Source organism: Saccharothrix sp. AJ9571, assembly GCF_021725495.1.
Classification (GTDB): domain Bacteria; phylum Actinomycetota; class Actinomycetes; order Mycobacteriales; family Pseudonocardiaceae; genus Amycolatopsis; species Amycolatopsis magusensis.
Map to the genome: position 1 here is coordinate 2,509,345 of NZ_CP091382.1, position 22,103 is coordinate 2,531,447.

Annotated in this window: 25 protein-coding genes and 1 tRNA gene; 12 read left to right on the top strand and 14 right to left on the bottom strand. The window is 69.3% G+C overall.

Going from position 1 to position 22,103, the window contains the following annotated elements:
- Window positions 1-236: 236 nt before the first annotated feature.
- Entirely contained in the window at window positions 237-737 is a 501-nt protein-coding gene (locus L3Q67_RS10990) for a hemerythrin domain-containing protein (RefSeq protein WP_499189410.1), read from the top strand.
- A 61-nt stretch (window positions 738-798) separates the two neighbouring features.
- On the opposite strand, the gene mbp1 is transcribed toward L3Q67_RS10990, so the two are convergent.
- The gene (gene mbp1, locus L3Q67_RS10995; RefSeq protein ID WP_499189411.1) at window positions 799-1,032 is read right to left on the bottom strand and encodes a CsbD family protein; all 234 of its coding nucleotides are present in this window, start codon (window positions 1,030-1,032) and stop codon (window positions 799-801) included.
- Between the two features lie 134 nt (window positions 1,033-1,166).
- Between mbp1 and L3Q67_RS11000 the strand changes: the two genes are divergently transcribed.
- Both L3Q67_RS11000 and L3Q67_RS11005 read left to right on the top strand, forming a co-directional pair.
- The gene (locus tag L3Q67_RS11000) at window positions 1,167-1,352 is read left to right on the top strand and encodes a DLW-39 family protein (RefSeq protein ID WP_499189412.1); all 186 of its coding nucleotides are present in this window, start codon (window positions 1,167-1,169) and stop codon (window positions 1,350-1,352) included.
- Between the two features lie 35 nt (window positions 1,353-1,387).
- Window positions 1,388-1,460: transfer RNA gene (locus tag L3Q67_RS11005), tRNA-Ala, on the top strand.
- 135 nt (window positions 1,461-1,595) lie between these two features.
- Here L3Q67_RS11005 and L3Q67_RS11010 read toward each other — a convergent pair.
- From L3Q67_RS11010 to L3Q67_RS11020, 3 genes are read right to left on the bottom strand one after another with little or no spacing between them, the layout of a single operon-like run.
- Window positions 1,596-2,789, bottom strand: coding sequence for an FUSC family protein (locus tag L3Q67_RS11010; protein WP_499189413.1), 1,194 nt, complete (start codon window positions 2,787-2,789; stop codon window positions 1,596-1,598).
- A gap of 28 nt (window positions 2,790-2,817) precedes the next feature.
- Window positions 2,818-4,908 carry a helix-turn-helix transcriptional regulator gene (locus tag L3Q67_RS11015; protein WP_499189414.1) on the bottom strand — a complete coding sequence of 697 codons (2,091 nt, stop codon included), beginning with the start codon at window positions 4,906-4,908 and terminating at the stop codon, window positions 2,818-2,820.
- A 36-nt stretch (window positions 4,909-4,944) separates the two neighbouring features.
- Window positions 4,945-6,018, bottom strand: coding sequence for a serine hydrolase domain-containing protein (locus tag L3Q67_RS11020; RefSeq protein WP_499189415.1), 1,074 nt, complete (start codon window positions 6,016-6,018; stop codon window positions 4,945-4,947).
- Window positions 6,019-6,064: 46 nt separating this feature from the next.
- Here L3Q67_RS11020 and L3Q67_RS11025 point away from each other — a divergent pair, with 46 nt between their 5' ends.
- Window positions 6,065-6,838, top strand: coding sequence for a sporulation protein (locus L3Q67_RS11025; protein WP_499189416.1), 774 nt, complete (start codon window positions 6,065-6,067; stop codon window positions 6,836-6,838).
- Window positions 6,839-6,863: 25 nt separating this feature from the next.
- Here L3Q67_RS11025 and L3Q67_RS11030 read toward each other — a convergent pair whose 3' ends face one another.
- The 3 genes from L3Q67_RS11030 to L3Q67_RS11040 form a co-directional block, all read right to left on the bottom strand.
- Window positions 6,864-8,030, bottom strand: coding sequence for an SMP-30/gluconolactonase/LRE family protein (locus tag L3Q67_RS11030; protein ID WP_499189417.1), 1,167 nt, complete (start codon window positions 8,028-8,030; stop codon window positions 6,864-6,866).
- 90 nt (window positions 8,031-8,120) lie between these two features.
- Complete coding sequence (locus tag L3Q67_RS11035) at window positions 8,121-9,074, bottom strand: PALP domain-containing protein (protein WP_499189418.1); 954 nt, start codon at window positions 9,072-9,074, stop codon at window positions 8,121-8,123.
- A complete protein-coding gene (locus L3Q67_RS11040) occupies window positions 9,074-9,712 on the bottom strand; it encodes a helix-turn-helix transcriptional regulator (RefSeq protein ID WP_499189419.1) in 639 nt (212 codons plus the stop codon). Before L3Q67_RS11040 ends, L3Q67_RS11035 begins: the two co-directional genes overlap by 1 nt.
- A gap of 110 nt (window positions 9,713-9,822) precedes the next feature.
- Between L3Q67_RS11040 and L3Q67_RS11045 the strand changes: the two genes are divergently transcribed.
- Window positions 9,823-10,266, top strand: coding sequence for a DUF4262 domain-containing protein (locus L3Q67_RS11045; protein ID WP_499189420.1), 444 nt, complete (start codon window positions 9,823-9,825; stop codon window positions 10,264-10,266).
- On the opposite strand, the gene L3Q67_RS11050 is transcribed toward L3Q67_RS11045, so the two are convergent.
- A complete protein-coding gene (locus L3Q67_RS11050) occupies window positions 10,260-11,015 on the bottom strand; it encodes a hypothetical protein (protein WP_499189421.1) in 756 nt (251 codons plus the stop codon). The two genes, L3Q67_RS11045 and L3Q67_RS11050, sit on opposite strands and share 7 nt — an antisense overlap.
- A 47-nt stretch (window positions 11,016-11,062) precedes the next feature.
- Between L3Q67_RS11050 and L3Q67_RS11055 the strand changes: the two genes are divergently transcribed.
- Both L3Q67_RS11055 and L3Q67_RS11060 read left to right on the top strand, forming a co-directional pair.
- The gene (locus tag L3Q67_RS11055) at window positions 11,063-11,572 is read left to right on the top strand and encodes a DUF2020 domain-containing protein (protein ID WP_499189422.1); all 510 of its coding nucleotides are present in this window, start codon (window positions 11,063-11,065) and stop codon (window positions 11,570-11,572) included.
- 166 nt (window positions 11,573-11,738) lie between these two features.
- Window positions 11,739-12,191 carry a DUF6918 family protein gene (locus L3Q67_RS11060; RefSeq protein WP_499189423.1) on the top strand — a complete coding sequence of 151 codons (453 nt, stop codon included), beginning with the start codon at window positions 11,739-11,741 and terminating at the stop codon, window positions 12,189-12,191.
- 66 nt (window positions 12,192-12,257) lie between these two features.
- Here L3Q67_RS11060 and L3Q67_RS11065 read toward each other — a convergent pair whose 3' ends face one another.
- Entirely contained in the window at window positions 12,258-12,980 is a 723-nt protein-coding gene (locus tag L3Q67_RS11065) for a hypothetical protein (RefSeq protein WP_499189424.1), read from the bottom strand.
- 92 nt (window positions 12,981-13,072) lie between these two features.
- On the opposite strand from L3Q67_RS11065, the gene L3Q67_RS11070 reads away from it, so the two are divergent.
- Together L3Q67_RS11070 and L3Q67_RS11075 are read left to right on the top strand one after the other, a co-directional pair.
- Window positions 13,073-13,624, top strand: coding sequence for a peptidylprolyl isomerase (locus L3Q67_RS11070; protein WP_395906088.1), 552 nt, complete (start codon window positions 13,073-13,075; stop codon window positions 13,622-13,624).
- Between the two features lie 48 nt (window positions 13,625-13,672).
- Window positions 13,673-14,653, top strand: coding sequence for a rhomboid family intramembrane serine protease (locus L3Q67_RS11075; RefSeq protein ID WP_499189425.1), 981 nt, complete (start codon window positions 13,673-13,675; stop codon window positions 14,651-14,653).
- Here the strand turns inward: L3Q67_RS11075 and L3Q67_RS11080 are convergent.
- Window positions 14,636-15,064: a PH domain-containing protein gene (locus L3Q67_RS11080; protein WP_499189426.1), complete on the bottom strand. Its 429-nt coding sequence runs from the start codon at window positions 15,062-15,064 to the stop codon at window positions 14,636-14,638. The genes L3Q67_RS11075 and L3Q67_RS11080 overlap by 18 nt on opposite strands.
- 66 nt (window positions 15,065-15,130) lie before the next feature.
- Window positions 15,131-15,397 carry a cell division protein CrgA gene (gene crgA / locus L3Q67_RS11085; protein ID WP_209663390.1) on the bottom strand — a complete coding sequence of 89 codons (267 nt, stop codon included), beginning with the start codon at window positions 15,395-15,397 and terminating at the stop codon, window positions 15,131-15,133.
- Between the two features lie 141 nt (window positions 15,398-15,538).
- Between crgA and L3Q67_RS11090 the strand changes: the two genes are divergently transcribed.
- Window positions 15,539-16,402 carry a class E sortase gene (locus L3Q67_RS11090; protein ID WP_499189427.1) on the top strand — a complete coding sequence of 288 codons (864 nt, stop codon included), beginning with the start codon at window positions 15,539-15,541 and terminating at the stop codon, window positions 16,400-16,402.
- On the top strand, window positions 16,402-16,557 hold the full coding sequence (locus L3Q67_RS11095) for a hypothetical protein (RefSeq protein ID WP_282772830.1): 156 nt from the start codon (window positions 16,402-16,404) through the stop codon (window positions 16,555-16,557). Before L3Q67_RS11090 ends, L3Q67_RS11095 begins: the two co-directional genes overlap by 1 nt.
- Window positions 16,558-16,572: 15 nt before the next feature.
- On the opposite strand, the gene L3Q67_RS11100 is transcribed toward L3Q67_RS11095, so the two are convergent.
- Window positions 16,573-17,889, bottom strand: a complete 1,317-nt coding sequence (locus tag L3Q67_RS11100; RefSeq protein WP_499191499.1) for a ferredoxin--NADP reductase domain-containing protein — start codon at window positions 17,887-17,889, stop codon at window positions 16,573-16,575.
- A gap of 146 nt (window positions 17,890-18,035) precedes the next feature.
- On the opposite strand from L3Q67_RS11100, the gene L3Q67_RS11105 reads away from it, so the two are divergent.
- Window positions 18,036-18,677: a type 1 glutamine amidotransferase family protein gene (locus tag L3Q67_RS11105; protein ID WP_499189428.1), complete on the top strand. Its 642-nt coding sequence runs from the start codon at window positions 18,036-18,038 to the stop codon at window positions 18,675-18,677.
- A gap of 105 nt (window positions 18,678-18,782) precedes the next feature.
- Here L3Q67_RS11105 and pknB read toward each other — a convergent pair whose 3' ends face one another.
- Together pknB and L3Q67_RS11115 are read right to left on the bottom strand one after the other, a co-directional pair.
- Window positions 18,783-20,753 (bottom strand): Stk1 family PASTA domain-containing Ser/Thr kinase, encoded by a 1,971-nt coding sequence (pknB, locus tag L3Q67_RS11110; protein ID WP_499189429.1) that lies wholly within the window; start codon window positions 20,751-20,753, stop codon window positions 18,783-18,785.
- Complete coding sequence (locus L3Q67_RS11115; RefSeq protein ID WP_499189430.1) at window positions 20,750-22,099, bottom strand: serine/threonine-protein kinase; 1,350 nt, start codon at window positions 22,097-22,099, stop codon at window positions 20,750-20,752. The genes pknB and L3Q67_RS11115 overlap by 4 nt, the downstream gene beginning before the upstream one ends.
- Between the last annotated feature and the right edge of the window lie 4 nt (window positions 22,100-22,103).

Below are 22,103 nucleotides of genomic sequence, written 5' to 3' on the forward strand. Positions count from 1 at the left end.
TGATCACGTACAACGGTGGACATTGGCGGACGCCGGATCGCCGCTCGTAATGCCTCTCTACCTGCACTAATGCGGCTGGAGCCTGCCTGATAACGAAGAGGTCCCAGGTTCAAGTCCTGGTGGGCCCACCCTGAGAACGAACCCCCGTCACCCGTGGCGGGGGTTGTTTCGTTTCCGGGTCCGCGGGGCACTTCCTGGCGTAGCTGACCACCACCGGCTCGCTTTGGAGGACCCCGATGTCCGATGACGTCGTCGAACTGATCCTGAACGACCACCGCAAGTTCGAAGAGCTGATGCGCGGACTGCGGGATTCGACCTCCGACCGGGCTGGGCTGCGTGACGAACTGGCGCAGCTGCTCGTGGCGCACGGGGAGGCGGAGGAGCGCGAGGTCTACCCGCAGCTGGAGAAGAAGGCCTCCGACGACGAGGACGTGGAGCACAGCGAGGAGGAGCACGCCGAGATCAACAAGGCGCTGCTCGAATTCCTGGAGGTCGAGGACCTCAACGGGGACGACTACGACGAGAAGCTCGAAGAACTCGCCGAGGTGCTGAACCACCACGTCAACGAAGAGGAGCAGACGCTGCTCAACGACGCACGCGAAGAGGTGCCGTCGGACGAGCGGGCGAAGCTGGGTGCGGCGTTCCTGGTTGCCAGGGACACGCTGCTGAAGACCAACTGCGGGCGCATCGAGAACGTGCGCCTGGTCGTGGAGAAGACCAAGGACCGGATCGACTGAGGTTCCACGTGGAACAAGGGCGGGGAGAGTTCCCCGCCCTTGTTCGTGTCCGTGTGGGGAGCTACTGCTCGGCGCGCTGCCTGGCCTCGTCGACCTTGGCCTTCTCCTTGGCGCGGCGCAGCTCGTCCTCCTTGTCGGCGACCTCCTGCTGCGACTGGCCCTTGTCCCGCTGGGCCTGGCCTTCGCGCTGCATGTCGTCATTGCCGAGCACGGTGCCCGCGGTCTCCTTGACCCGGCCCTTGACGTCCTCGACGGCCCCCTTGACGCCTTCCTGCTGTTCGTCCCGGTTGCTCATCTCGTCCCTCCTGTCGGCGAACGTGCTCCCCTTCGGCTACCCGGTAGTGGACCGCGCAAACGCCACCCCCGCCGGGTGCAGTAGCATCGACCGGGCAAGCGGGACGGTTTTCTGTTCGTGGAGAGGGGTCCAGGGTGAAGAAGCTGTTGGCGCTCGCGGTTGTCGCGGCCGGCGTTCTTTTCGTCGTGAAGCGGAACAAGGACGCGAAGGCCGAAGCCGACCTCTGGCGCGAGGCCACCGCCCCGACCGGCAAGCCGCTCGGCGCCGTCTCGCCGAACGGCAGCGCTCCGACCAAGACCTCGGACGCGGCGAACAACTGAACTTCCCGCGAGCGGCCGGTTCGGCCGCTCGCTCCGGGGCTGTAGCTCAATTGGTAGAGCACCGCCTTTGCAAGGCGGGGGTCAGGGGTTCGATTCCCCTCAGCTCCACACGTGCTGGAACCCGAATGGGGCCAGGCCGGAGGGTGATTCCTCGGGCCTGGCCCCATTCGCTTCTTCGCCGGGCCTGATCCGTCCGTGTCGAAGACAAGGACGATCTTCCGTACCTTGCTGGATGACCGCGGGTCATCCAGCCCCCTTTTCGCGCGGGTCAGCCTGGTGTCGCAGGACGTCGCAGGTGTGCTGGGCTTCGTCGAGCAGGCGGGTGGCTTCGGCCAGCAGGATTCCGTAGGGGAGCGACGGGTCGCTGACGGGCAGGTCGCTGTGGGCGGCGTAGTCGGCCAGGCGCCGGTGTCGCCGTCGCGCTTCGTCGGCGGTGGCGCACAGGTGTCGTGCTTGTTCGGCCAGCCGATCTTCGTCGAGTTCGGTGAAGGTGTGCATGGTTTCTCCGATGGCGGCGAGGAAATCGCCGTAGTGGAGCCGGAAGTCGCCGGGATTTTCGTTGCTGTGCCACTGGTCCAAGCTTCGCGTCATCGAGCCGACCTGGTAGGTGACGCGTTCGAGTGCGTCGATGATCGCCTGGTAGCCGGAGAATTCGGTGTGGTGCGAGTGGCGGCGGAACAGCCGGCGCGGGTTCAGGTACACGCTTTCCTGCGCGGTGCGCACCGCTGACTGTGCCTGCGCCGACAGCGGACCCAGCTGCGCCGCGCGCCGGCGCCACTGGCTGGTGCGTTCCTCGTCCAGCAGTCCTTCCCGCAGCGCGGGGTGCACATCGCTGAGCAGATCGCACAGGGAGTGCGCGAGCGTGTGGATGCCGTGTTCCGCGCTCCGGTACCGCATCGGCGGCAGGATCAGCAGGTTGACCAGCACACCGGTGCCGCAGCCGAGGACCACGAGCAGGATGATCTGGCCCAGCTGGGTGAACCGCTCCACTTCGGTGCTCGCGGAAACATAGGTGGAGAAGGCGAAGAACGCCGCCGTCACCACCTGCGAACCCTGCGAGCCGAGTGGCCGCCAGCGGCCGATGAGCAACGCGGTCACCGTCATGAGCACGAAGGTCACCACGCCCGGCCCGGCGAGCAGCCCGAGCACCAGTTGCAGCGCCACCCCGGCGGCCACCGCGCCGACGTACCGCAACGACTGCACGAACGACTGGTACACGGTCACCTGCATGATCAGCACCGCCGAGAACGGCGCGAACGCCGACGACCGCGCGTGCATCAGGTCGTAGGCGATCACCCACGAAACCGTTGCCGCGAGCGCACTCTTGCCGATCAGCTCGAGCGTGTGCCGCTCGTGGCTGTCCGACTTCGCTCGTTCGAACCACTGCCTGGTGCGCGCGACGAGATCCTGCCGCGCAACCGTCGTCCGCTGCGCCATGCCCGGCGGCTACCCGCCGCGGAGTCGATCAACCGCGACCAAGATCCAGCGCACGGAGCTGCGAGCGGGTGGAGATGCCGAGCTTCGGGTAGGTCTTGTACAGGTGGTAGCCGACCGTGCGCGGGCTCAGGAACAATCGCGTGCCGATCTCGCGGTTGCTCAAGCCGTGGGCGGCGAGTCGCGCGACCCGGAGTTCCTGGTCGGTGAGGGCGGCACCGGTTCGGGGTCGGCCGCCGCCGGTGGGGCGTAGTTGGGCTTCGGCGGCGGCGGCCCAGGTCGCGGCACCCAGGCGAGTGAAGGTTTCCAGTGCCGAGCGCAGGAGCGGCCGGGCTTTCGAGGGACGCCGGGTGCGGCGGAGCCATTCCCCGTGCAGGAGTTGGGTTCTCGCTTGCTCGAAGGGGTGATCACCGACGAAGGATTCCGCGTCGCCGAAGAGTTTGCCCGTGTCGTCATCATCGGAAAGCAGGGCGCGGCTGCGCGCCAGGCGGGCGTGCACCAGCGGTGACGTGGTGCGGTCGGCCCACGGGCGCCAGGCTTCGAGAGTCCGGCGTGCCTCGGCCGGATCGCCCGCGCGCACCAGGGCTTCGATCAGGTCGGCGGTGGCCAGGCGCGCCACCTGGTGGTGGGTGATCGACGACAGGTGTTCCGCCGCGGCGTCGAAATTCCCGTTCGACAGCTCGAAAAGGCCGGCCGCCCAGGTGGCGCGGGAGGCGGCGAGGTGGTTGTGCAGCGGGACGGCCAGGTCACGCGCGGCGGTCGTCTCGCGCAGGCAGGCGACGGCCGAACCGCGCGCGGCGGCCAGCAGCGCCAGAGTCGCGTGGAAATCGGCTCGCCGTACCCGCTGACCGGTGTCCTCTGTGGACCGAATACCTTCCTCCGCGCGTGCCTGCGCCCGGTCCCAGTGACCCAGGTCGAACTCCAGCTCGGACAACCACAGCATCGGCAACGTCAGAACCGCGTGCATCCCGTTGACCGCGAACTCGTCCAGCGCCGAACGGCCGAAGTCGTAGGCCTGCCGCGTGGACGGTCCCGACATGCTCAGCACCAGTGGCCAAAGCCATTGGTGTGCATCGCTCGTGCGCAGGCTCGAAGGTGCGGCGGCACGCAGGCGCCAGGGATCCGCGGTGTGGGCGTCGGCCGACAGCGAGGTCAGGCGAGCGAGCAGTCCGGCGTACTCGCCGAATTCGGGATCGGTGAAGCGCGCGGCGATGGGCTCCAGCGGCAGTCCGGCGTGGTGCGCGGCGGCCGCGGCCATGAACAACAAGCCGGGATCCGGGCCCGCGCGCAGCAGGTGGTCGTGTGCGGAGAGCTGGTCACCGTCGCCGAGGGCGATCAGGCCGTGCAGGCGGTCGAGCGTCCGCGCGACAGCCGGATCGTGTCGCTCCGGAGTGGCCTCGGCGACGAGCGTGCGGGCCAGTTCGGACTGGCCCGACTTCCAGGCGAGGTACGCGGCCGCGGCCGACCGGCGTTGGCGTTCCGGCTCGTGGGACAGCCGGGCGGCGGCCCGCAGAACCGTTGCGGCGGAGGCGATTCCCCCGCGCCGGGCGGCGTCGGCCGAGTGCGCTTCGAGCCGGGCCGCCAGTGATTCGTTGGGCAGGACCTCCGGCTCGGTCAGGATCGCTTGGTACGGCAGGCCGGGCAGCACCAGCGACGGCAGTCCGGGATTCCAGCCTTCCCGGGCGGTCAGCACGATCGCGACCGACGAAACCCGGCGTGCCGCGAACAGCAAGGCCGCGATCGACGACTGGTCCCAGAGATCCACATCGTCGACGGTGACCAGCAGCGGCGAAACCGACTCGAACAACCGCAGCACCGCCGTGTACAGCACAAGATCCGTGCACGGCGAATCGAGTGAACCCAGCGCCGTGTGGATCGCGTCCCGGTGCGCGGGAGCCAGCGACCCGGCTTCCGGCGCGAGCGGGCCGAGCAACTGGTGCAGTCCGGCGAAGGCGATCGTCGACTCCGACGCCGTTCCGTACGCGGACAGCCGCCGGAAGCCGTCCGCCCGGATCGACTTCAGCAGCGCGGACTTCCCCGCGCCTTCGACCACCAGAGCACCACCGCGCCCGGCGAGCAGGGCGTCGATCGCGGCCAGTTCGCGTTCCCGTTCCAGCAACACGCGGTCGACGGTAGCCAGTGCCCGCTGAGGACGGGCTCAGTCGAGCGACTGCAGCACCAGCGCGCGGATCAGCGGGTAGTAGCGGCGGGTCTGATCCGGCGCGTGCGTCAGGAAGACCACGCCCAGGTCCTCGGCCGGATCCGCCCACCAGTAGGTGCCGCCGGCGCCCGCCCAGGTGAACTCGCCGGGCGAACCGGCGGTCGGCCCGCCCGCGACACCCCGCCGCACGGCCACGCCGAGCCCGAAGCCGTAGCCCGGTTCCATGCGCCGCAACCAGGATTCGTCGGTGCCGGGCGGCAGTTGGTCGGTGGTCATGAACTCGCGGGTCTTGCGGTGGAGCAGTTCGCCGTAGCCGAGCAGCGCGCCGATGAACCGCAGGTAGTCCGGTGCCGTGCCGACCAGACCGGCGCCGCCGGAGTCGAAGCGGGCGCGGGACAGATCCGGAATGGCCGTGGGATCGAGAGCACGGGCGAACCGGCTTTCGTCGGAAACGCCGAATGCCGTGTCATTCATGCCGACCGGTTCGAAAACCTGCTCACGCAGGTAATCACCCAGCCGCCGGCCGGTGATGCCTTCGATGATCCGGCCGACCAGATCGAGACCCCAGCCGTAGTGCCACACCTCGCCCGGCTGGTGCAGCAGCGGCAACGGCGCGAGCCGGTCGACGAATTCCTCACCGGTGAAGGAGGTCATGCCGTCGCCGATGGCTTCGGTGTACAGCTCGTGCACCGGGCTCGAGCCGAGCATGCCCTCCACCATGCCGGAGGTGTGCCGCAGCAGGTCGAGCACGGTCGGCTGCCGCTTCGCGGGTGCGCCGCCGACCTGCCGATCCGCCAGCGCGGGCAGCAGTTCCCCGACTGGAGTGTCCAAAATGAGCAGTCCGCGTTCGTACAGTTTCAACGCGCCCGCGGTGACCACCGGTTTGGTCATCGACGCCAGCCAGAACAGCGTGTCCGTGGTCATCGGCGTGCGGGCCACCGGATCGCGGTACCCGAACGCCTCCAGGTACACCGTCTCGCCGCCGCGCAGGATGCCGACGACGGCACCGGGCATCCGGCCAGCCGAAATCTCCGCGTTCAGCGCACGCTCGATCACGTTGGTACGACACATGCCGACGATCATGGACACCGGGCGCGGAAATCGGAAGACTCGCGGCATGTTCAAAAAGCTGCTCGCCGCCGTCGGAGTGGGCGGAGCCGAGGTCGAGACCGAATTGTTCACCCCCGGTGTACAGCCGGGTGGGGTGATCGAGGGGGCCATCCGGCTGCGTGGTGGCGAAGTGCAGCAGGAAATCCCCGGTGTGGTGATCGAAATGGTCACGCGCGTGGAGCACGAGGTGAACGACCGCGAGGTCGACGCCCACCGCACCTTCGGCCGCACCGACGTCCGCCGCAACGTGCCACTCGGCCCGCGCCAGACCATCGAGCTGCCGTTCCGGCTGCCGGTGCCGCTGGAAACGCCGATCAACTTCTACGACAACCGGCAGCTGCACGGCACCATGGTGGCCGTCCGGACCACGCTGGAGATCGCCGGCGCCATCGACGCCACCGACAACGACCCGATCGGCATCGGCGCGCTCCCCGCGCAGCACGTGCTGCTGGCCGCGGTGGAGAGCCTCGGGTTCCAGCTGCATTCGGCGGACGTCGAGTCCGGGCACCTGCGCGGCACCCGCCAGCGGCTGCCGTTCTACCAGGAGATCGAGTTCCGCGGTTCGCCCCGCTACCCCCGGCTCAAGCAGCTCGAGGTCAGCTTCGTGGCCGGGCCGGACGGCATGGACGTGGTGGTCGAGGCGGACAAGAAGGCCGGGCTGCTCAGCAACGGCCGCGACCTGGTCAATCTGCTGCGGGTGGACTACCACACGATCGGCCAGGTCGACTGGGCCGCTGAACTGCACCGGATCGTCGAGCCGATGGGAAGTGGCTGGCTTTAATCTTCTTTTTCGGGCGTCCCCGGCTCTAAGACACTGCGTCGGTCAGGCAGGAAAGCTTGGCGCGGTTCGGTTTGTCGGCTCCGACTTCACCGCCGGTCGGCGGGAAGTTGTCGCGGCGGCCGCCGTCCGAATGCGCCAGGCAGAGCTTGCCGCCGGGCAGCAGCACCGGGCTGGTCGGGAACTCCAGCGGCCCGGTGTTGCGCAGGCGGGTCGCCGGGTCGGGGGCGTTGCGGAAGTACTCGACCACCTTGCCGCCGGTGGTCACCACGGCCACCGAGTTGCGCTCGTTGACCGCCACCCACACGTTGCCGCGCTGGTCGAGCGTGATGCCGTCCGCGCCTTCGAGGTACGGGTGGGCGACCTTGATGTTGTCCAGGCACAACGTGTTCGGCGTGAACGTGGTGTCGCAGCCGGTGGCCGAGCGCAGGTCGCCCTTCGAGTCGAGCGAAACGCGCCAGAGTGCGCCGCGAGCGGTGTCGGCGACCAGCAGTGAGCCGTCCTTGGCGAACACCAGTCCGTTCGCCACCAGGTGCTGGGAGCCTTCGGTGTTCGCCGCGGCGCGACCGGTCGGCGTGATGGTCACGGTGCCGGGCGGCAGCGCTCGTACGTCACGGCCGACCCCGCCGACGCCGTCGACCAGGTTCACCTCGTTGGCGATCGGCTGCACGCGGAACACTTCGGCGGGCACACCGTCCTTGCCCGCGCGCCAGACGCGGCCCTGGCCGGTGGTCCCGTCGGAAATCCACAGGTTGCCCCGGCGGTCGAACGCGACGCCGTTCGCACCCGGCACCCCCGAGGCGAACACCTCGGCGGCGGGCGGCTGCTGCTCGTCGGGGGTGAACGCGTAGACCTTGTCCGCGTTCGCCACGTACAACTTGCCCGCGGAGTCGAAGGTCAGCCCGGCCGGACTGCACGGCGACGGCAGCGTGCCGACGATCTTCGCTTCGCCGCCCTGAGACGGCACCTTGAACACCGGGCACGACGGGTTGCCGCCGCGGCCGGGGGAGTACAGGTTGCCGTGCTGATCGCTGGTCAGGCCTTCGAGCCCGAGCGGATTGGCGAACACGGTGGTGAACTGGGCGTCAGGATTCGGGACGACCTGGCCGCCGCCGGGCTTTTCGCCGACGGCCGCGCCGCCGAGGGTGACCGCCGCGGCGGCCATGGTGGTCAAGAGGACAAGACTTCGTCGCATGACGAGCCTCCACGTCTCGGGGGACCGGACTCCCTGCTTAGGCCCCGGGAGTGGATCGGTCAAGCCCACCGGCACCCTCGGCGGACGTGGTCAGGTCCGCAGCAGGGCGGCGAACCGGTCCGCCGCGACGTTCCCGCCGGACAGGATCACGCCGACCCGTTTGCCGGGCAGCCGCACCTGCTCGGCCAGCAGCGCCGCGACCGCCGCCGCGCCGCTCGGTTCGACGACGATCTTGGTGCGCTCGAACAGGAACCGCATGGCGTCGAGGATCTGCTCGTCGGTGACCGTGACGATCCGGCGGACGTGCTTGCGGTTGATCTCGAAGTTCAGCACGCCGGGCGAGGGCAGCGCGAGACCGTCGGCCACGGTTTTCGGCACCGGCACGGAGATCAGTTTTCCCGCTTCCAGGGACTGTTTCTGGTCGTCACCGGCTTCTGGCTCGACGCCGATCAGTTCGAGTTCCGGCCGCCGCGCGCTCGCCACGGTGGCCGCGCCCGCCATCAGCCCGCCGCCGCCCATCGGGGTGATGAGCGCGTCGAGATCCGGGCATTCGGCGAGGAATTCCAGCGTCGCGGTGCCCTGGCCGGCGATCACGTGCGGGTGGTCGAACGGCGGGATCAGCGCGTACCCGTTGTCGTCGGCCAGTTTCTCGCAGAGGGCGAACCGGTCTTCGGTGTAGCGGTCGAACCGGCGCACCTCGGCGCCGTAGCCGAGCACAGCGTCCACTTTGGACTCGGGTGCGTCTTCCGGCATCAGGATGGTGGCCTTGGTATCGAGCAGGCGCGCGGCCAGCGCCACGGCCTGGGCGTGGTTGCCCGAGGAGTGCGTGCACACGCCCGCGGCCAGTTGATCGCTGCTGAGCTGGGCGATCGCGTTGTAGGCACCGCGGAACTTGAACGCGCCGACGCGCTGGAAGTTCTCCGCCTTCAGGAAAACCTCGGCGCCGGTGCGTGCGTCCAGCGTGCGCGAGGTGAGCACCGGCGTGCGGTTGGCCTGGCCGGCCAGTCTCGCTGCCGCCGCTTCGACGTCTTCGATGGTGACCATCAGTTCTCCCCGGATTTCCGTATTTCGGTCAGGTAGCTGTACGCCGACGCGCGGGAGATCCCCAGCGCGGCGGCCACTTCGGGCATCGCCTTCTGCAGGCCGAAGACCCCGCGCTCGTCCAAGGCGCGGAACAGTTCGAGGCGCTCGGCGCGCGAAAGCCGGTCCACCGGGCGGCCGAGCTTGAGTTCCTCCGCCTGCACCACCGCGCGGACCAGTTCGGTGACGTCGTTGGTGAACGTGGTGGTGTCGTCGGGGATCGCATCCAGCGCGGAGAGTTCGCCCAGCAGCACCGCGGTGTGCCGCAGTTCGGTGATGTCGACGTTGACGCACAACGCGCCGAAGACCTCGCCGGCCTCGTCGCGCAGCAGCATGGTCGAGGACTTGACCAGCCTGCCGGAGGCGGTGCGCGTGACGTAGTTGACTTGGTCCTCGGCGTTCTTGCCGCGGGCGAGCAGGCCGAGGCCGATCTCGCTCATCGCCCCGCCGACCGCCCGCTCGGTCACCTTGCCGGCGACCGCGATCACGGACGCGTCCCGCCTGCGGTAGTCGTGCAGCACCACCTCGCAGTTCGGGCCGAAGGTCGCGGCGAGCCCGTCGAGCACGGGTCGCAGGGCGTTGAGCACGGCGTCGGCAGTCACTTGGACAGTATGTACAGCTTCTGGACGCATTGTCCAGTGAGCTTGCGGAAACTGTCGGTGGCACGCGGTAGTATCGAACAAAGGTTCGAAGCTGATTCCGGGGGTGCGTCTTGAACAACACCATTCTCGACGAGGACGACCGCACGTGGGAGTTCATCCGGATCTCCGGATGGGCGGTCAAGTACGTCCAGGGCTGGGCGGCCGACGGCCCGCCCTTCGGCTACACCGTGGGCCTGAGCGCGGTGGACCACCCGGAGCTGCTCATGTTCGGCTTCGGCGCCGAGAACACCGCGCTGATGCTGGACGAACTGGCCGCGCGGGTGGTCGGCGGCGAGCGCCTGCACGCGGGCAAGCTGGTCGCCTTCGACGAGCGGATCCACCGCGCCACGCTCGTCCCGGTGCCCGATTCGCGGCCGTACCTTCTCGACGCCAACCGGTTGTTCCGCTCGCCGGTGCCCGCCCTGCAGGTGGTCACCGATGATCGGCGCGGCTACTTCCCTTGGGAGGAGGGGTATTCACTGCCGGTGAGTCGACAGCCGCTGCTCGGTCAGTAGCCGCGCGGGGGCTGGCCGTACCCGGGCTGCTGCGGCGGGTACGGCTGCTGCGGCGGGTGCTGGGGGTACTGCTGCGGCTGGCCGTACTGCGGTTGCTGTTGGGGCGGGTACGGCTGCTGCGGTGGTTGTTGCTGCGGCGGGTATTGCTGCTGCGGTGGCTGCTGGCCGGGGCCCTGCTGGCCGGGGCCCTGCTGACCGTGTTGGCCCTGTTGGCCCTGCTGGCCGTAGCCCGGCTGCTGTTGCTGCCACTGCAGTTGCTGGTAGGCCTCACCGGGCTGCGGGAAGGTGAAGAACACCTTGGCCTTGATCGAGCCCTGCACCGCGGCGCCCCAGACCCTGCTGCCGGTGAAGGTGTGCATCTGCCCGCCGGTCAGGTCGACCGCGACCATGCGCGTGTCCGCGCCGTACTGCACGCTCGGTTTCGCCGTGGCGGCCTGGATCGCGTCCGGGTACACCCGTTCGCCGACCAGACCGGCGATGACGATCGACGCGGCGGTGAAGCCGACGGTGCCGACGACGTTCGCGCGGGCGTGCTGCGTGGCGTGCCCGGTGAAGTCGTGCAGGGCCGCGGCGGTGACGTCCGCCAGCGGAGCGGCGACCACCGCGTAGTTCATCGTCGACATCATGATCGACTCGGTGAACAGGCCGAGCACGGCGTTGACCGGGCCGATCTGGATCTGCCGCAGCTGACCGCCGGACCGCTGCACGCGTTCCGCGACCACGCCGAGGTACTGGTCAGGGGTGAGCACCTGCTCATACTGGCAGAGTCCGGCGGTTCTGGTTGACTGACCGGGCTATGCGCCCACACGTCTTCGCCGCCGCCGTGGTGCTCGCGCTGTCGTCCGGTTGCGCGCCACCGGCTCCACCACCAGCGCCGCCCACCACTTCCGCCGCGCCCGTGGCACCCGCGGCACCCGAACCGGCGGCGGACGGCAAGTGCCCGTACCTCGCGGAAACCGCGGTGGAGAAGGCGAACGGCCAGCGGGTGTCGAAGGTGCGGTTGTCCGCCGATCAACCGCCCACCTGCTTTTTCTACGCCCTGAACGGAAAACTCCAGCTCACCGCGCGCGTCTACGCCGGTGAGCCCGCGGTGGCCAAGGCCGTTGTCGACCAGGCGGCCCCGATCGCCACCTCGAACCCGGCCGACCAGCCGGCGGGCTGGCAGGGCGGTTCGCAGCCGGACGGCGAGGGCGCGGTCTACGCGGTGGCCAAGGGCGGCAACGCCGTCGTGGTCACCACGAACCAGGGGCAGACGGTGAAGGCCCGCGAAGTGGCCAAGCAAGCTATCGCGGCACTGGGGTGGTGAGCAATACGGGTTCCCACTCACCGGCGCAACTTGATCTTGTATTACCCTGGCCGCCACGCGCAGGCGTCGAGGACTCGCGCACAGTCAGCCGGAAACGTCGGTCGCTACCGGGCGTGAAGGCTGGACACACAGTCGGTTAATTCGATTCAATGAAGGATATGAAGCCGTGGCTGAAACCCTGAAGGAAATCCTGCTTGACTCCGGTCGTCGTCCGGCTGTCGTGACCGACCTGCAGACCCTGGTGGACGAAGAGGTCTCGGACAAGGGCGGTGTCTCGGGCGCGGTCGTCAAGACCGGCTACGCGGCCGTCAAGAAGATCAAGCCGGGCATCATCCCCGCCGCCGTCGACACCCTGCTCGACGACTTCGCGGCCGCGCTCGAGCCGTTCTACGGCGACTACAAGGCCAAGGGCGGCGCCGACTTCGGCACCTACCTGTCCGGCCGCTCGGACGAGGCCGCCGACGCGCTGCTGGGTGTCACCGACGCCCGTGCGGAGAAGAGCAGCCGCGACAGCATCAAGAAGGTCTACGGCAAGCTGCGCCCGAACGGCAAGAAGAACGTCGAAGAGGCCCTGCCCCGCCTGGGCAAGCTGATCGACAAGCACGCCGCCACCGCGTGACTCGCTGACTGAGCGATAGAGAGGGCCCCCGGGAAACGTCCCGGGGGCCCTCTTGTTCGTGGAGCGTCAGTTCTTCTTCTCGGTGCCGGAGGTCCGCTGGGCCTGCTGGCCGTTGGCCCCCTGCGCCTTCGGAGTGGCGGTCTTGCCCTGCGCCGGGGTCGGCGCCGGGGTGGGTGCGGGCTTCGGTGCCGGTGCCGGTGCCGCGGCCTTGGGCGCCTCGGGGGTGGTCGAGGGCTTGGGAGCCTGCGGCTTGGTGCCGCCGTCCCCGCCGGTGCGCGGCGGAGCGGGGGCGATGGGCGGTTCGGGCTTGGAGCGCAGTGCGAGCGCGGCACCGGCCGCCACCACGGCGATCCCGATCAGCCACGGCCACTTGCTGCGCTTCTTGTCGCCCTTGGCGGCGATCTTCGCCTCGATCAGCGCGGCCCTGAAGTCCTTCTTGGCGGCCTTGAAGTCCTTCTTGCCCCGCCGCTTGGACTGCCCAGCCGACTTGGCCGCCTTGATCGCGGCCTTCTTGGCCTTGCGGCCCGGCTTGCGCATCTCGGCGATGCGCTCGGCGGCCTCCTTGCGGGCGGACTGCGAAGTGCGCGCCAGGTCCTTGCCGGTCTTCTTGGCCTGCTTGGCCAGCTTCTTGCTGGCCCGGCGTCCTTCCTTGCGTGCCACTTCGGCGCCTTCGGCGAGCCGGAGCTCGGCCACCTGAGCGGCTTGGGTTCCGGCTTCTACAGCGCGCTTGCGTGCCGTGGACAGCCCGGTCTTCACCGACTCACCCACCGCTTCTGAGGCCCGGGTCATGGCCTTCACCTTCCGTCGATTCGTCTGGCATCTGTCTGGTTCCCCTTAACCTATCGTGCCCCTTTTCCGCGGATCCCGCCGCAGATGGCACGATTGGCCCCGTGACCGAAAGCAACGGATCCCCCGCCGGTGGCGCGCGCAAGGCGACGCTGCACACCAACCAAGGCGACATTCACCTGAACCTGTTCCCCGACCACGCGCCCAAGACGGTGGCGAACTTCACCGGCCTGGCCGACGGCAGCAAGGACTACACCCAGCCGAACGCGAAGGGCGAGAACTCGGGCCCGTTCTACGACGGCTCGATCTTCCACCGCGTGATCGACGGCTTCATGCTCCAGGGCGGCGACCCGACCGGCACCGGCCGCGGCGGCCCCGGCTACAAGTTCGGCGACGAGTTCCACCCGGAGCTCCAGTTCAACAAGCCGTACCTGCTGGCCATGGCGAACGCGGGCCCCGGGACCAACGGCTCCCAGTTCTTCATCACCGTCTCGCCGACCACCCACCTGAACTTCAAGCACACCATCTTCGGTGAGGTGGCCGACCAGGAGTCGCGCAACGTGGTCGACCAGATCGCCCGCACCGCGACCGGCCCGGCGGACCGCCCGCTGAACGACGTGGTCATCGAGCGCATCTCGCTGGGCTGAGCTCACAGCGCTGAAGCAGGGGGTGGATGCGGGTAAGTTGGACACATCGTGACTCAGCCCCCGTATCCCCCGCCTTCAGGGCCCGCGTACGAGCAGGCCCTGCCCGCCTGCTGGTGGCACCCCAAGCGGCAGACCGGTCTGCGCTGCGTCCGCTGCGACCGGCCGGCCTGCCCGGACTGCCTGCGGGAGGCCTCGGTCGGCTCGCAGTGCGTCGACTGCGTCCAGGCCGGGCAGGTCCACGACCGGACGCAGCGCAAGCAGTACGAGGCCGCCGGGTATGGCGCCCGCACGGTGGCCGGTGCCCGGGTCCGCAAGCCCGTCGTGACGCCGGTGCTCATCGCGGTCAACGTGCTGGTCTTCATCGCCACCGTGGTCCAGACGGGCAACCCGATGAACAACTCGGGTGCCGACCTGATGACCCAGGGTTCGCTGTGGCCCTACGGCATCACCTTCTTCGACGAGTGGTGGCGCCTGGTCACCTCCGGCTTCCTGCACTTCGGCCTGCTGCACATCGCGATGAACATGCTCGCGCTGTGGGTGCTCGGCCGGGACATGGAGACGCTGCTCGGCCGCGGCCGGTTCCTCGCCGTCTACTTCCTCTCGCTGCTCGGCGGCTCGGTGGCGGAGTTCGTCTTCGGTGACGTCGGCCAGCCGACGGTGGGTGCCTCCGGCGCCATCTTCGGGCTGATGGGCGGCGTGCTGATCGCGGTCTTCCGGCTCAAGCTGAACCCCACCATGGCGCTGGTCACCATCGGGCTGAACCTGGTGCTGACCTTCTCCATCCCGAACATCTCGTTCCTCGGCCACCTCGGCGGCTTCGTGATCGGCGCGGTCGCGGTGGCGGCGATGGTTTACGCGCCGCAGGTGAACCAGCTGCGCTACCAGGTCATCGCGCTGGTGCTGATCGCGGTCGCGCTGGCCGCGATGATCCTGGTCCGGGACGCCCAGCTCGGCGATCAGGTGTGCGGGGTCGTGCGCGGCAGCGGCGAGATCGTCTGCGAGGACCCGGTCTCAGCTGCGAGCTCGTAGCGCGCTGAGAACGTCGAGCACGTCGCGAGGATCGGTGCCCAGTTCCACCCAGCCCAGCACCAGCAGGTGCGGCGGGATGTCCTCGCACTCGATCTCCAGCGTCGGCACCTCACGGCCGAGCCGTCGGGTGTTCACCAGCCGGACGCGGACCTGGGACCACGCGAGGCGGTGGTCGCCGGTGAGCGTGCGCACCCGGACGCCGTGCGCGTCCGCGCTCAGCTTCGGCCGGATGGCGCTCCCGTTGGCCGCGAAACCGGCCAGTGCGAGCGCGGCGACGCCGAACAGCACCGGGCCCGCGCGGTCGCCGGAGAAGCCGGTGAGCACGGCGGCGGCGGTCGCCAGGGCGGCGAGCAGCCAGCCGACCCCGACGAGCGCTGGTCTCGGCGCCCAGCTTGCCGACTGGTTATCCACAGGGCTTATCCACACTGGGGACTAGTCACACTGGTGTTATTCGCTGTCAAGCCGCCACTCGGCCGATCAACGCCACTTCATCGTCATGAGCAGACCGGAGATCATCAGCGCGAAGCCGATGGCGAAGTTCCAGTTGCCCAGCTCGGTCATGAAGGCGATCTTGTCGCTGGCGAGGTAGTTCACCACGAGCCAGGCCAGCCCGAGCAGCATCAGGCCGAACATGACGATCTTGTAGATCAGGGGGGACGGACCGGCTGCCCGCACCTTGACCGGCGTGCGCCGGTCGGTGGGCGGGGTGTAGGCGGTCTTCTTGCGGACCTTGGACTTGGGCATCGGAGTCCTCGCTGCTCATGGGCTCGTTCGGGTGGCCGGTGCGCAACCAGGGCCACCCCGACACGTTAACGTAATCGGGGCCGGGCAAGAACGGGGGACGACTACTCCGTCCGGCCGAGATTTGGCGCGAAGGGAGCCCCTGTGGCGGTGTCCGACGGCGAGCGCGAGCTCGTCGGGCCCGATTCCGGCCCGGTCAGGACGGCCGAACGCGCCGATCCCCGCTGGCGAACCGGCGTTCGCACGGTCGGTGAAGTTTTGATAACGCTCGGTATCGTCGTGCTGTTGTTCGTCACTTACGAGCTGGTGGTGACCGACTGGTTCTCCGCCGAGAAGCAGGCCGACGCCGAAGCCTCGCTCGACGGGCAGTGGGCCGACCCGCAGCGGCAACTGCACCTGGACCCGGCGGACGGCCAGGCTTTCGCGCGCCTCTACATCCCCGCGTTCGGCCCGGACTACCGCTTCACCATCCAGGAGGGCGTCGGCGCGGACGCGCTGGAGGTCGGGCCGGGGCACTACAAGGACACCGCGTGGCCGGGTGAGCCGGGCAACTTCGCCGTCGCCGGGCACCGGGTCGGCAAGGGCGCCCCGTTCAACGACCTCGACCTGCTCGAGTCGTGCGACGCCATCGTGGTCGAGACGGCCACCGACTTCTTCGTCTACCGGATGCTGCCGAAGCAGGACGAGCTCGCGGGCTGGGCCGAGGGCCGCGGGCGCGACGCGAAGTGCGCCGGCGTGCCCACGCTGCGGGACGTGCCGGACTACGAGGAGACCGTCGGCCGCCGGATCGTCAGCCCGGACCGCGGGGACGCGGTCGCGCCGGTGCCGTACCGCGCGGACAGCCTCACCTCACCCGCCCTGCGCGCGCCACTGGTCACGCTGACCACCTGCCACCCGCAGTTCTCCGACCGGGAGCGGCTGATCATCCACGGCGCGCTGGTCAAGCAACTGGCCAAGGCGCCGGGCGCGGGCTATCCGGAACTGCTCAAGGCGATCGGGGAGGCCTGATGTACGGCTGGATCTGGCGGCGCCTGCCCGGCCCGTTCGCGGTGCGGGCGACCACCGCGGTGGTGCTGGCCCTCGCGGTGGTCGCCCTGCTGATGTTCGTGGTGTTCCCGTGGCTGGAACCGCTGCTGCCGTTCAACGACGTGGCGGTGCAGTAGCCCGTCAGCCCGTCGTCAGCCGCGGGAGACGCGCAGCATCTCCTCGCGCTCGACCACCTTCACCCGCTCGCGGCCCTGCGGCTCGCCGAGCGAGCGCTCGTACGCGTCGAGCCTGCCCCAGCCGCCCCAGGTGGTGAAGGGGACGCCCCGGTCGGTCAGGAAGTCCATGATCGCGTCGGGTTCGTTGCGGCTCGCGCCGGTGAGCGTGTCGGCGTCGGCGAGCAGGCTGGCGATGGTCTCGGCCGCGTCGCCCTTGGTGTGCCCGATCAGGCCGACCGGGCCGCGCTTGATCCAGCCGGTCACGTAGACGCCGGGGACCTGGTTCTCGTCGATGTCGAGCACGCGGCCCGCCTGGTTCGGCACGGTGCCGGTGAGGTGGTCGAACGGGATCTCGGCCAGGTGCGAGGAGAGGTAGCCGACGGCCCGGTAGACCGCCTGGACGTCCCAGTCGTGGAAGACGCCGGTGCCGCGCACGTTGCCGTCGCCGGTGAGTTCGGTCCGCTCGGTGCGCAGGCCGGTCACCCGCCCGTCGCCGAGCACCTCGGCCGGCGAGTGGAAGAAGTGCAGGTGCAGCCGCTTGGGCCGGTTGCGGGAGTCGCGGATCGCCCACTCCTGCAGCGTCTTGACCACCATGTCGACCTGCTTCGAGGAGCGGATCGCGGACATCGAGCCCTCGTCGAACTCGATGTCCTCGGGGTCGACGATCACCTCGACGTTGGGCGAGTGGTCCAGCTCGCGCAGCTCCAACGGGGTGAACTTGGCCTGCGCGGGCCCGCGGCGGCCGAACACGTGCACGTCGGTGACCGGGCTGGCCTTGAGCCCCTCGTGGACGTTCGGCGGGATTTCGGTGCTGAGCAGCTCGTCCGCGGTCTTGGCGAGCACCCTAGCCACGTCCAGCGCCACGTTGCCGACGCCGAGCACGGCCACGCTGGTCGCCTCGAGCGGCCAGGTGCGCGGCACGTCCGGGTGGCCGTCGTACCAGGAGACGAAGTCGGCGGCGCCGTAGCTGCCCGGCAGGTCGATGCCCGGGATGTCGAGCGGGCGGTCGGCCGAGGCGCCGGTGGAGAAGATGACCGCGTCGTAGAACTCGCGCAGCTCGTCCAGCTTGAGGTCGGTGCCGTAGTCGACGTTGCCGATCAGCCGGATGCCCGGGCGGTCGAGCACCTTGTGCAGGGCGGTGACGATGCCCTTGATGCGCGGGTGGTCGGGTGCCACGCCGTAGCGGATCAGCCCGAACGGCGCCGGCATGCGCTCGAAGAGATCGATGTGGGTGGGTGTATCGGACTTGTCCAGGATGTCGGCGGCGTAGATGCCGGCCGGGCCGGCGCCGATGATCGCCACACGCAGTGGACGGCTCAATGCACTACCTCGTTCGAGTCGCAGATGGGTCTACGCTTCCACGGTAAGGTGAGCCGATCCTAACTTTCACTGTGATCTGGCGTACCCGTCCACCATGCGGACGCCGCTAAGCTGACGGCATGCGCGTGCTCGTCGTCGACAACTACGACAGTTTTGTCTACAACCTGGTCCAGTACCTGGCCCAGCTCGGCGCCGACTGCACGGTCTGGCGCAACGACGTGGTGGACACCACCAAGCTCGGCGAGTTCGACGGCGTACTGGTCTCTCCCGGCCCGGGTACCCCCGAACGCGCTGGTCAGAGCATCGAGGTGGTCCGCGAATGCGCTTCGCGGGACCTGCCGATGCTCGGGGTGTGCCTCGGCCACCAGGCCCTCGGCGTCGCCTTCGGCGCCACGGTCGACCGCGCGGAGGAACTGCTGCACGGCAAGACCAGCCGCGTCGACCACTCGGGCTCCGGCGTCCTGGCCGGCCTCCCCAGCCCGTTCACCGCGACGCGATACCACTCGCTGACCGTGCTGCCCGACACCATTTCGGATGAGTTCGAGGTCACCGGCAAGACCGAGTCGGGCATCGTGATGGGCATGCGCCACCGCTCCCTCCGGCTCGAAGGCGTCCAGTTCCACCCCGAATCCGTCCTCACCGAAGGCGGCCACCGCATGCTCGCGAACTGGATGGCCACCGCGGGCCACCCGGTCGCCGACGTCACCGTGCGAAACCTCGAATCCGCCACGCGCGCCCTGCAAAAGGCCGCCATCGCCTGACCAGCGAGCGCGGCTTCAGACGCCGAACGCTATGAATGGGGCATTACTTGCATTGAACGCAAGTAATGCCCCACTCATAGCACTCAGTCGCGGGGGCGGAGGGGGCTAGCTGCCGCCGGGGATGCCGGGGATGGAGGGGCCGCCTGGGCGGTTCAGCTTTCCGACGAACAGGGTGATCGTCTGGTCCTTGGTGATCGTGGAGCCGCCGGAGGGGTCGGTGTTGGTGACCCGGCCATCCAGGTCGTCGTCGTTCACCTCGTCCTCCAGGGTCACCAGCTGACCGCTCCAGCCGGCTTCCTTGAGCGCCTTCTTCGCCTGCTCCAGGGTCGCGCCCTGCACGTCCGGCATGGAGAGCTGCTCCTTGGCCCCGGTCGAGACCTCCAGCGTGATCGAGGTGCCCTCGTCGACCGTGCCACCGACCGGGTTCTGCGCGATGACCTCGTCCTTCGGCTTCTCCGAGGTGACGTCCTTGCGGTTCACCTTCAGGTTCAGCTCCTCCAGCGCCTTCTTCGCCTCGCTGAACTTCTTGCCGACCTGGCTCTGCGCGAGCACCTGGTTCGGCCGCTTCCCCACGGTCAGCTTGATCGAGGTGCCCTGCTCGGCCTCGACGCCCGAGCGCGGGTTCTGCTCGATGACCTTGCCGTACTCACTGGGGTCCCTGGTCTCGACCTCTTCGATGTTCGTGTCGATCTCGAAGCCGGCCTCCTTGGCGGCGTCGGACGCCGGGCCCTGCTCCTTGCCGACCAGGTCGGGCACCTTGACCTTCTGCGGCGCGGTGCCGATCTGCACCTTCACCACCGAGCCCTTGGCCACCTCGACGCCCACCTGCGGGTTGGTCGCGACGACCTTGTTGATCTGGTCGCTGTTGCACTGCGACGTAGTACCGGCCTGCGGTGCCTTGCAGATGACCGGTTCCTTCTCCGGCTGGAGGCCCGCCGCGCGCAGCGCCTCGAACGCGTTCGCTTCCTGCTGGCCCTGGACCGACGGGATCGCGACGAGTTCCTTCTTCTCGTCGAACACGCCGGCGAGGTACATCATCCCGGCCACGAGCAGCACCCCGACCACGGCGAGCGCGGCGAAGATCTTGTTGCGCTTGCTGCGTCTGGCCCTGTCCTCGGCGTCCGCGTCGTAGCCGTCACCGGCGTACCCGTCGTCGTCGTAGGCGGCGGGCGTGCGACGGCTGTTCATCACCTGCGTGCGCTCGTCCTCCGACATCACCATCGGCGCGAGCGGGTGCTGGCCGGACAGCGTGCGGACCATGTCCGAGCGCATCTCGGCGGCCGACTGGTACCGGTTCGCCGGGCCCTTGGCCAGCGCCTTGAGCACCACCGCGTCCAGCTCCGGCGACACCGCCGGGTTCACCGACGACGGCGGGTTCGGGTCCTCCCGCACGTGCTGGTAGGCGACCGCGACCGGCGAGTCACCGGTGAACGGCGGCTCCCCGGTGATCAGTTCGTACAGCACACAACCGGCGGCGTAGACGTCACTGCGGGCGTCGACCGACTCCCCGCGCGCCTGCTCCGGCGAGAGGTACTGGGCCGTGCCGATCACCGCGGCGGTCTGCGTCATCGCGGCCTGGCCGTCGTGGATGGCGCGGGCGATGCCGAAGTCCATCACCTTGACCGCGCCGTTGGCGGTGATCATCACGTTGGCCGGCTTCACGTCGCGGTGCACGATGCCGTGCCGGTGCGAGAAGTCCAGCGCCGCGCAGACGTCGGCCATCACCTCCATGGCGCGCTTCTGCGTCATCGGACCTTCGGTCTTGACGATGTCGCGCAGCGTGCGCCCGGAAACGAACTCCATCACGATGTAGGGGAGCGGACCGTACTCGGTCTCCGTCTCACCCGTGTCGTACACCGCGACGATGGCGGGGTGGTTCAGCGCGGCGGCGTTCTGCGCCTCGCGCCGGAACCGCTCCTGGAACTGGGGATCCCTGGCCAGATCGGCGCGCAGGATCTTGATGGCGACCTCGCGGCCGAGGCGGACGTCGTGCCCATGGTGGACCTCGGACATGCCGCCGTAGCCGAGCGTGTCGCCGAGCTCGTAACGATTGGAGAGCAGTCGGGGTGTGCTCATCGGTGCGTGCCGTTCCGTTCCATCCATGTTGGGTCCATCATCCCTGGCAAGCCGTCGTCTCCGGGTGAACGCACGGAACCCTCCGTCGCGTTGTCTCCGTCCTCGATCTGACCCGGCCCCGGTTGGGGCGTGTGGTGCGGCGGCCCCTCGCTGGGCTTCGCCGGCCGTTGCACCGTCGGCTCGTACCCCGGTTCACCCACCGGTTCGCTGGTCTCGACGTTCCCCGACGGTGTGTCGCGCCCGGAGCCGCTGAGCAGCTTCGGGATCACCAGCGCGGCTGTCACGAGCACCGCGACGACCACCAGTGCCAGCAGGATCCACAACCCCGTGTGACTGCGCCGCCGCGGTGGGACCATCGGCCCGACGCCGGTCGTCGGGCCAGGTGGAAGCGCCGGCGGCGGTACCGGCTGCAGTGCCGGGTGCGATACGGGACCTACCGGCGCGTGCGAGTTTACCGGCATCTGCTGCCCCGCGGCCTGCGCGTAGGCGGAGGCGAGCCCGATCGGCGGTGGCAGTGGCCGCCCGGCGCGCACCGCGGCGGCGGCGTTGGCGAACTCGCCGCCGTTGTTGTAGCGCTGCCGCGGGTCCTTGACCAGCGTCGCTTCGATGAGCGCGCGCAGACCGGGCGGCACGTCCGGCGGCAGCGGCGGCGGGATGTCGCGGATGTGCATCATGGCGACCGTCACGGCGTTCTCCGACAGGAACGGCCGGTAACCGGTGAGGCACTCGAACCCGCAGACCGCCAGCGAATAGACGTCGCTGGCCGGTTCGGCGTCCGCACCGAGCGCCTGCTCCGGCGCGATGTAGTGGGCGGTGCCCATCACCATGCCGTTGCGGGTGACCGGCGCCGCGTCGGCGGCCTTGGCGATGCCGAAGTCGGTCAGCTTCACCTGGCCGGTCGGGGTGACCAGGATGTTGCCCGGTTTGACGTCCCGGTGCACCAGCCCGCGCTCGTGCGCCGCCTGCAGCGCGCGCCCGGCCTGCTCCAGCAGGTCCAGGGTGAATTCGGGGGAGAGCCGTCCCTGCTTGGCCAGGATGGCCGCCAGCGGGTCGCCCTCCACCAGCTCCATCACCAGATACGCGATGCTCAGCTCGTCGGCCACGGTCTCGCCGTAGTCGTGCACCGCGGCGATGCCGGCGTGGTTGAGCGAAGCCGTGGTCCTCGCCTCGGTGCGGAAGCGGTGCAGGAACTCCGCGTCCCCGGAGAGTTCGGCCTTGAGCACCTTCACCGCCACGGTGCGGTCGAGCCGGGTGTCGCTGGCCTGCCAGACCTCACCCATGCCGCCGACCGCGATCCGGCTGGTGAGCCGGTAGCGCTCGGCGAGCAGCTGACCCGTGGACAGCATCGGC

Excerpts from the sequence above, each read along its gene's own strand:
- L3Q67_RS11095 (WP_282772830.1), top strand. The coding sequence starts at position 16,402 with ATGTACGGCTGGATCTGGCGGCGCCTGCCCGGCCCGTTCGCGGTGCGG.
- L3Q67_RS11010 (WP_499189413.1), bottom strand. The coding sequence starts at position 2,789 with ATGGCGCAGCGGACGACGGTTGCGCGGCAGGATCTCGTCGCGCGCACC.
- L3Q67_RS10990 (WP_499189410.1), top strand. The coding sequence starts at position 237 with ATGTCCGATGACGTCGTCGAACTGATCCTGAACGACCACCGCAAGTTC.
- pknB (WP_499189429.1), bottom strand. The coding sequence starts at position 20,753 with ATGAGCACACCCCGACTGCTCTCCAATCGTTACGAGCTCGGCGACACG.
- L3Q67_RS11055 (WP_499189422.1), top strand. The coding sequence starts at position 11,063 with ATGCGCCCACACGTCTTCGCCGCCGCCGTGGTGCTCGCGCTGTCGTCC.
- L3Q67_RS11115 (WP_499189430.1), bottom strand. The coding sequence starts at position 22,099 with ATGCTGTCCACGGGTCAGCTGCTCGCCGAGCGCTACCGGCTCACCAGC.
- L3Q67_RS11020 (WP_499189415.1), bottom strand. The coding sequence starts at position 6,018 with ATGTGTCGTACCAACGTGATCGAGCGTGCGCTGAACGCGGAGATTTCG.
- crgA (WP_209663390.1), bottom strand. The coding sequence starts at position 15,397 with ATGCCCAAGTCCAAGGTCCGCAAGAAGACCGCCTACACCCCGCCCACC.
- mbp1 (WP_499189411.1), bottom strand. The coding sequence starts at position 1,032 with ATGAGCAACCGGGACGAACAGCAGGAAGGCGTCAAGGGGGCCGTCGAG.
- L3Q67_RS11025 (WP_499189416.1), top strand. The coding sequence starts at position 6,065 with ATGTTCAAAAAGCTGCTCGCCGCCGTCGGAGTGGGCGGAGCCGAGGTC.
- L3Q67_RS11065 (WP_499189424.1), bottom strand. The coding sequence starts at position 12,980 with ATGACCCGGGCCTCAGAAGCGGTGGGTGAGTCGGTGAAGACCGGGCTG.
- L3Q67_RS11030 (WP_499189417.1), bottom strand. The coding sequence starts at position 8,030 with ATGCGACGAAGTCTTGTCCTCTTGACCACCATGGCCGCCGCGGCGGTC.
- L3Q67_RS11105 (WP_499189428.1), top strand. The coding sequence starts at position 18,036 with ATGCGCGTGCTCGTCGTCGACAACTACGACAGTTTTGTCTACAACCTG.
- L3Q67_RS11035 (WP_499189418.1), bottom strand. The coding sequence starts at position 9,074 with ATGGTCACCATCGAAGACGTCGAAGCGGCGGCAGCGAGACTGGCCGGC.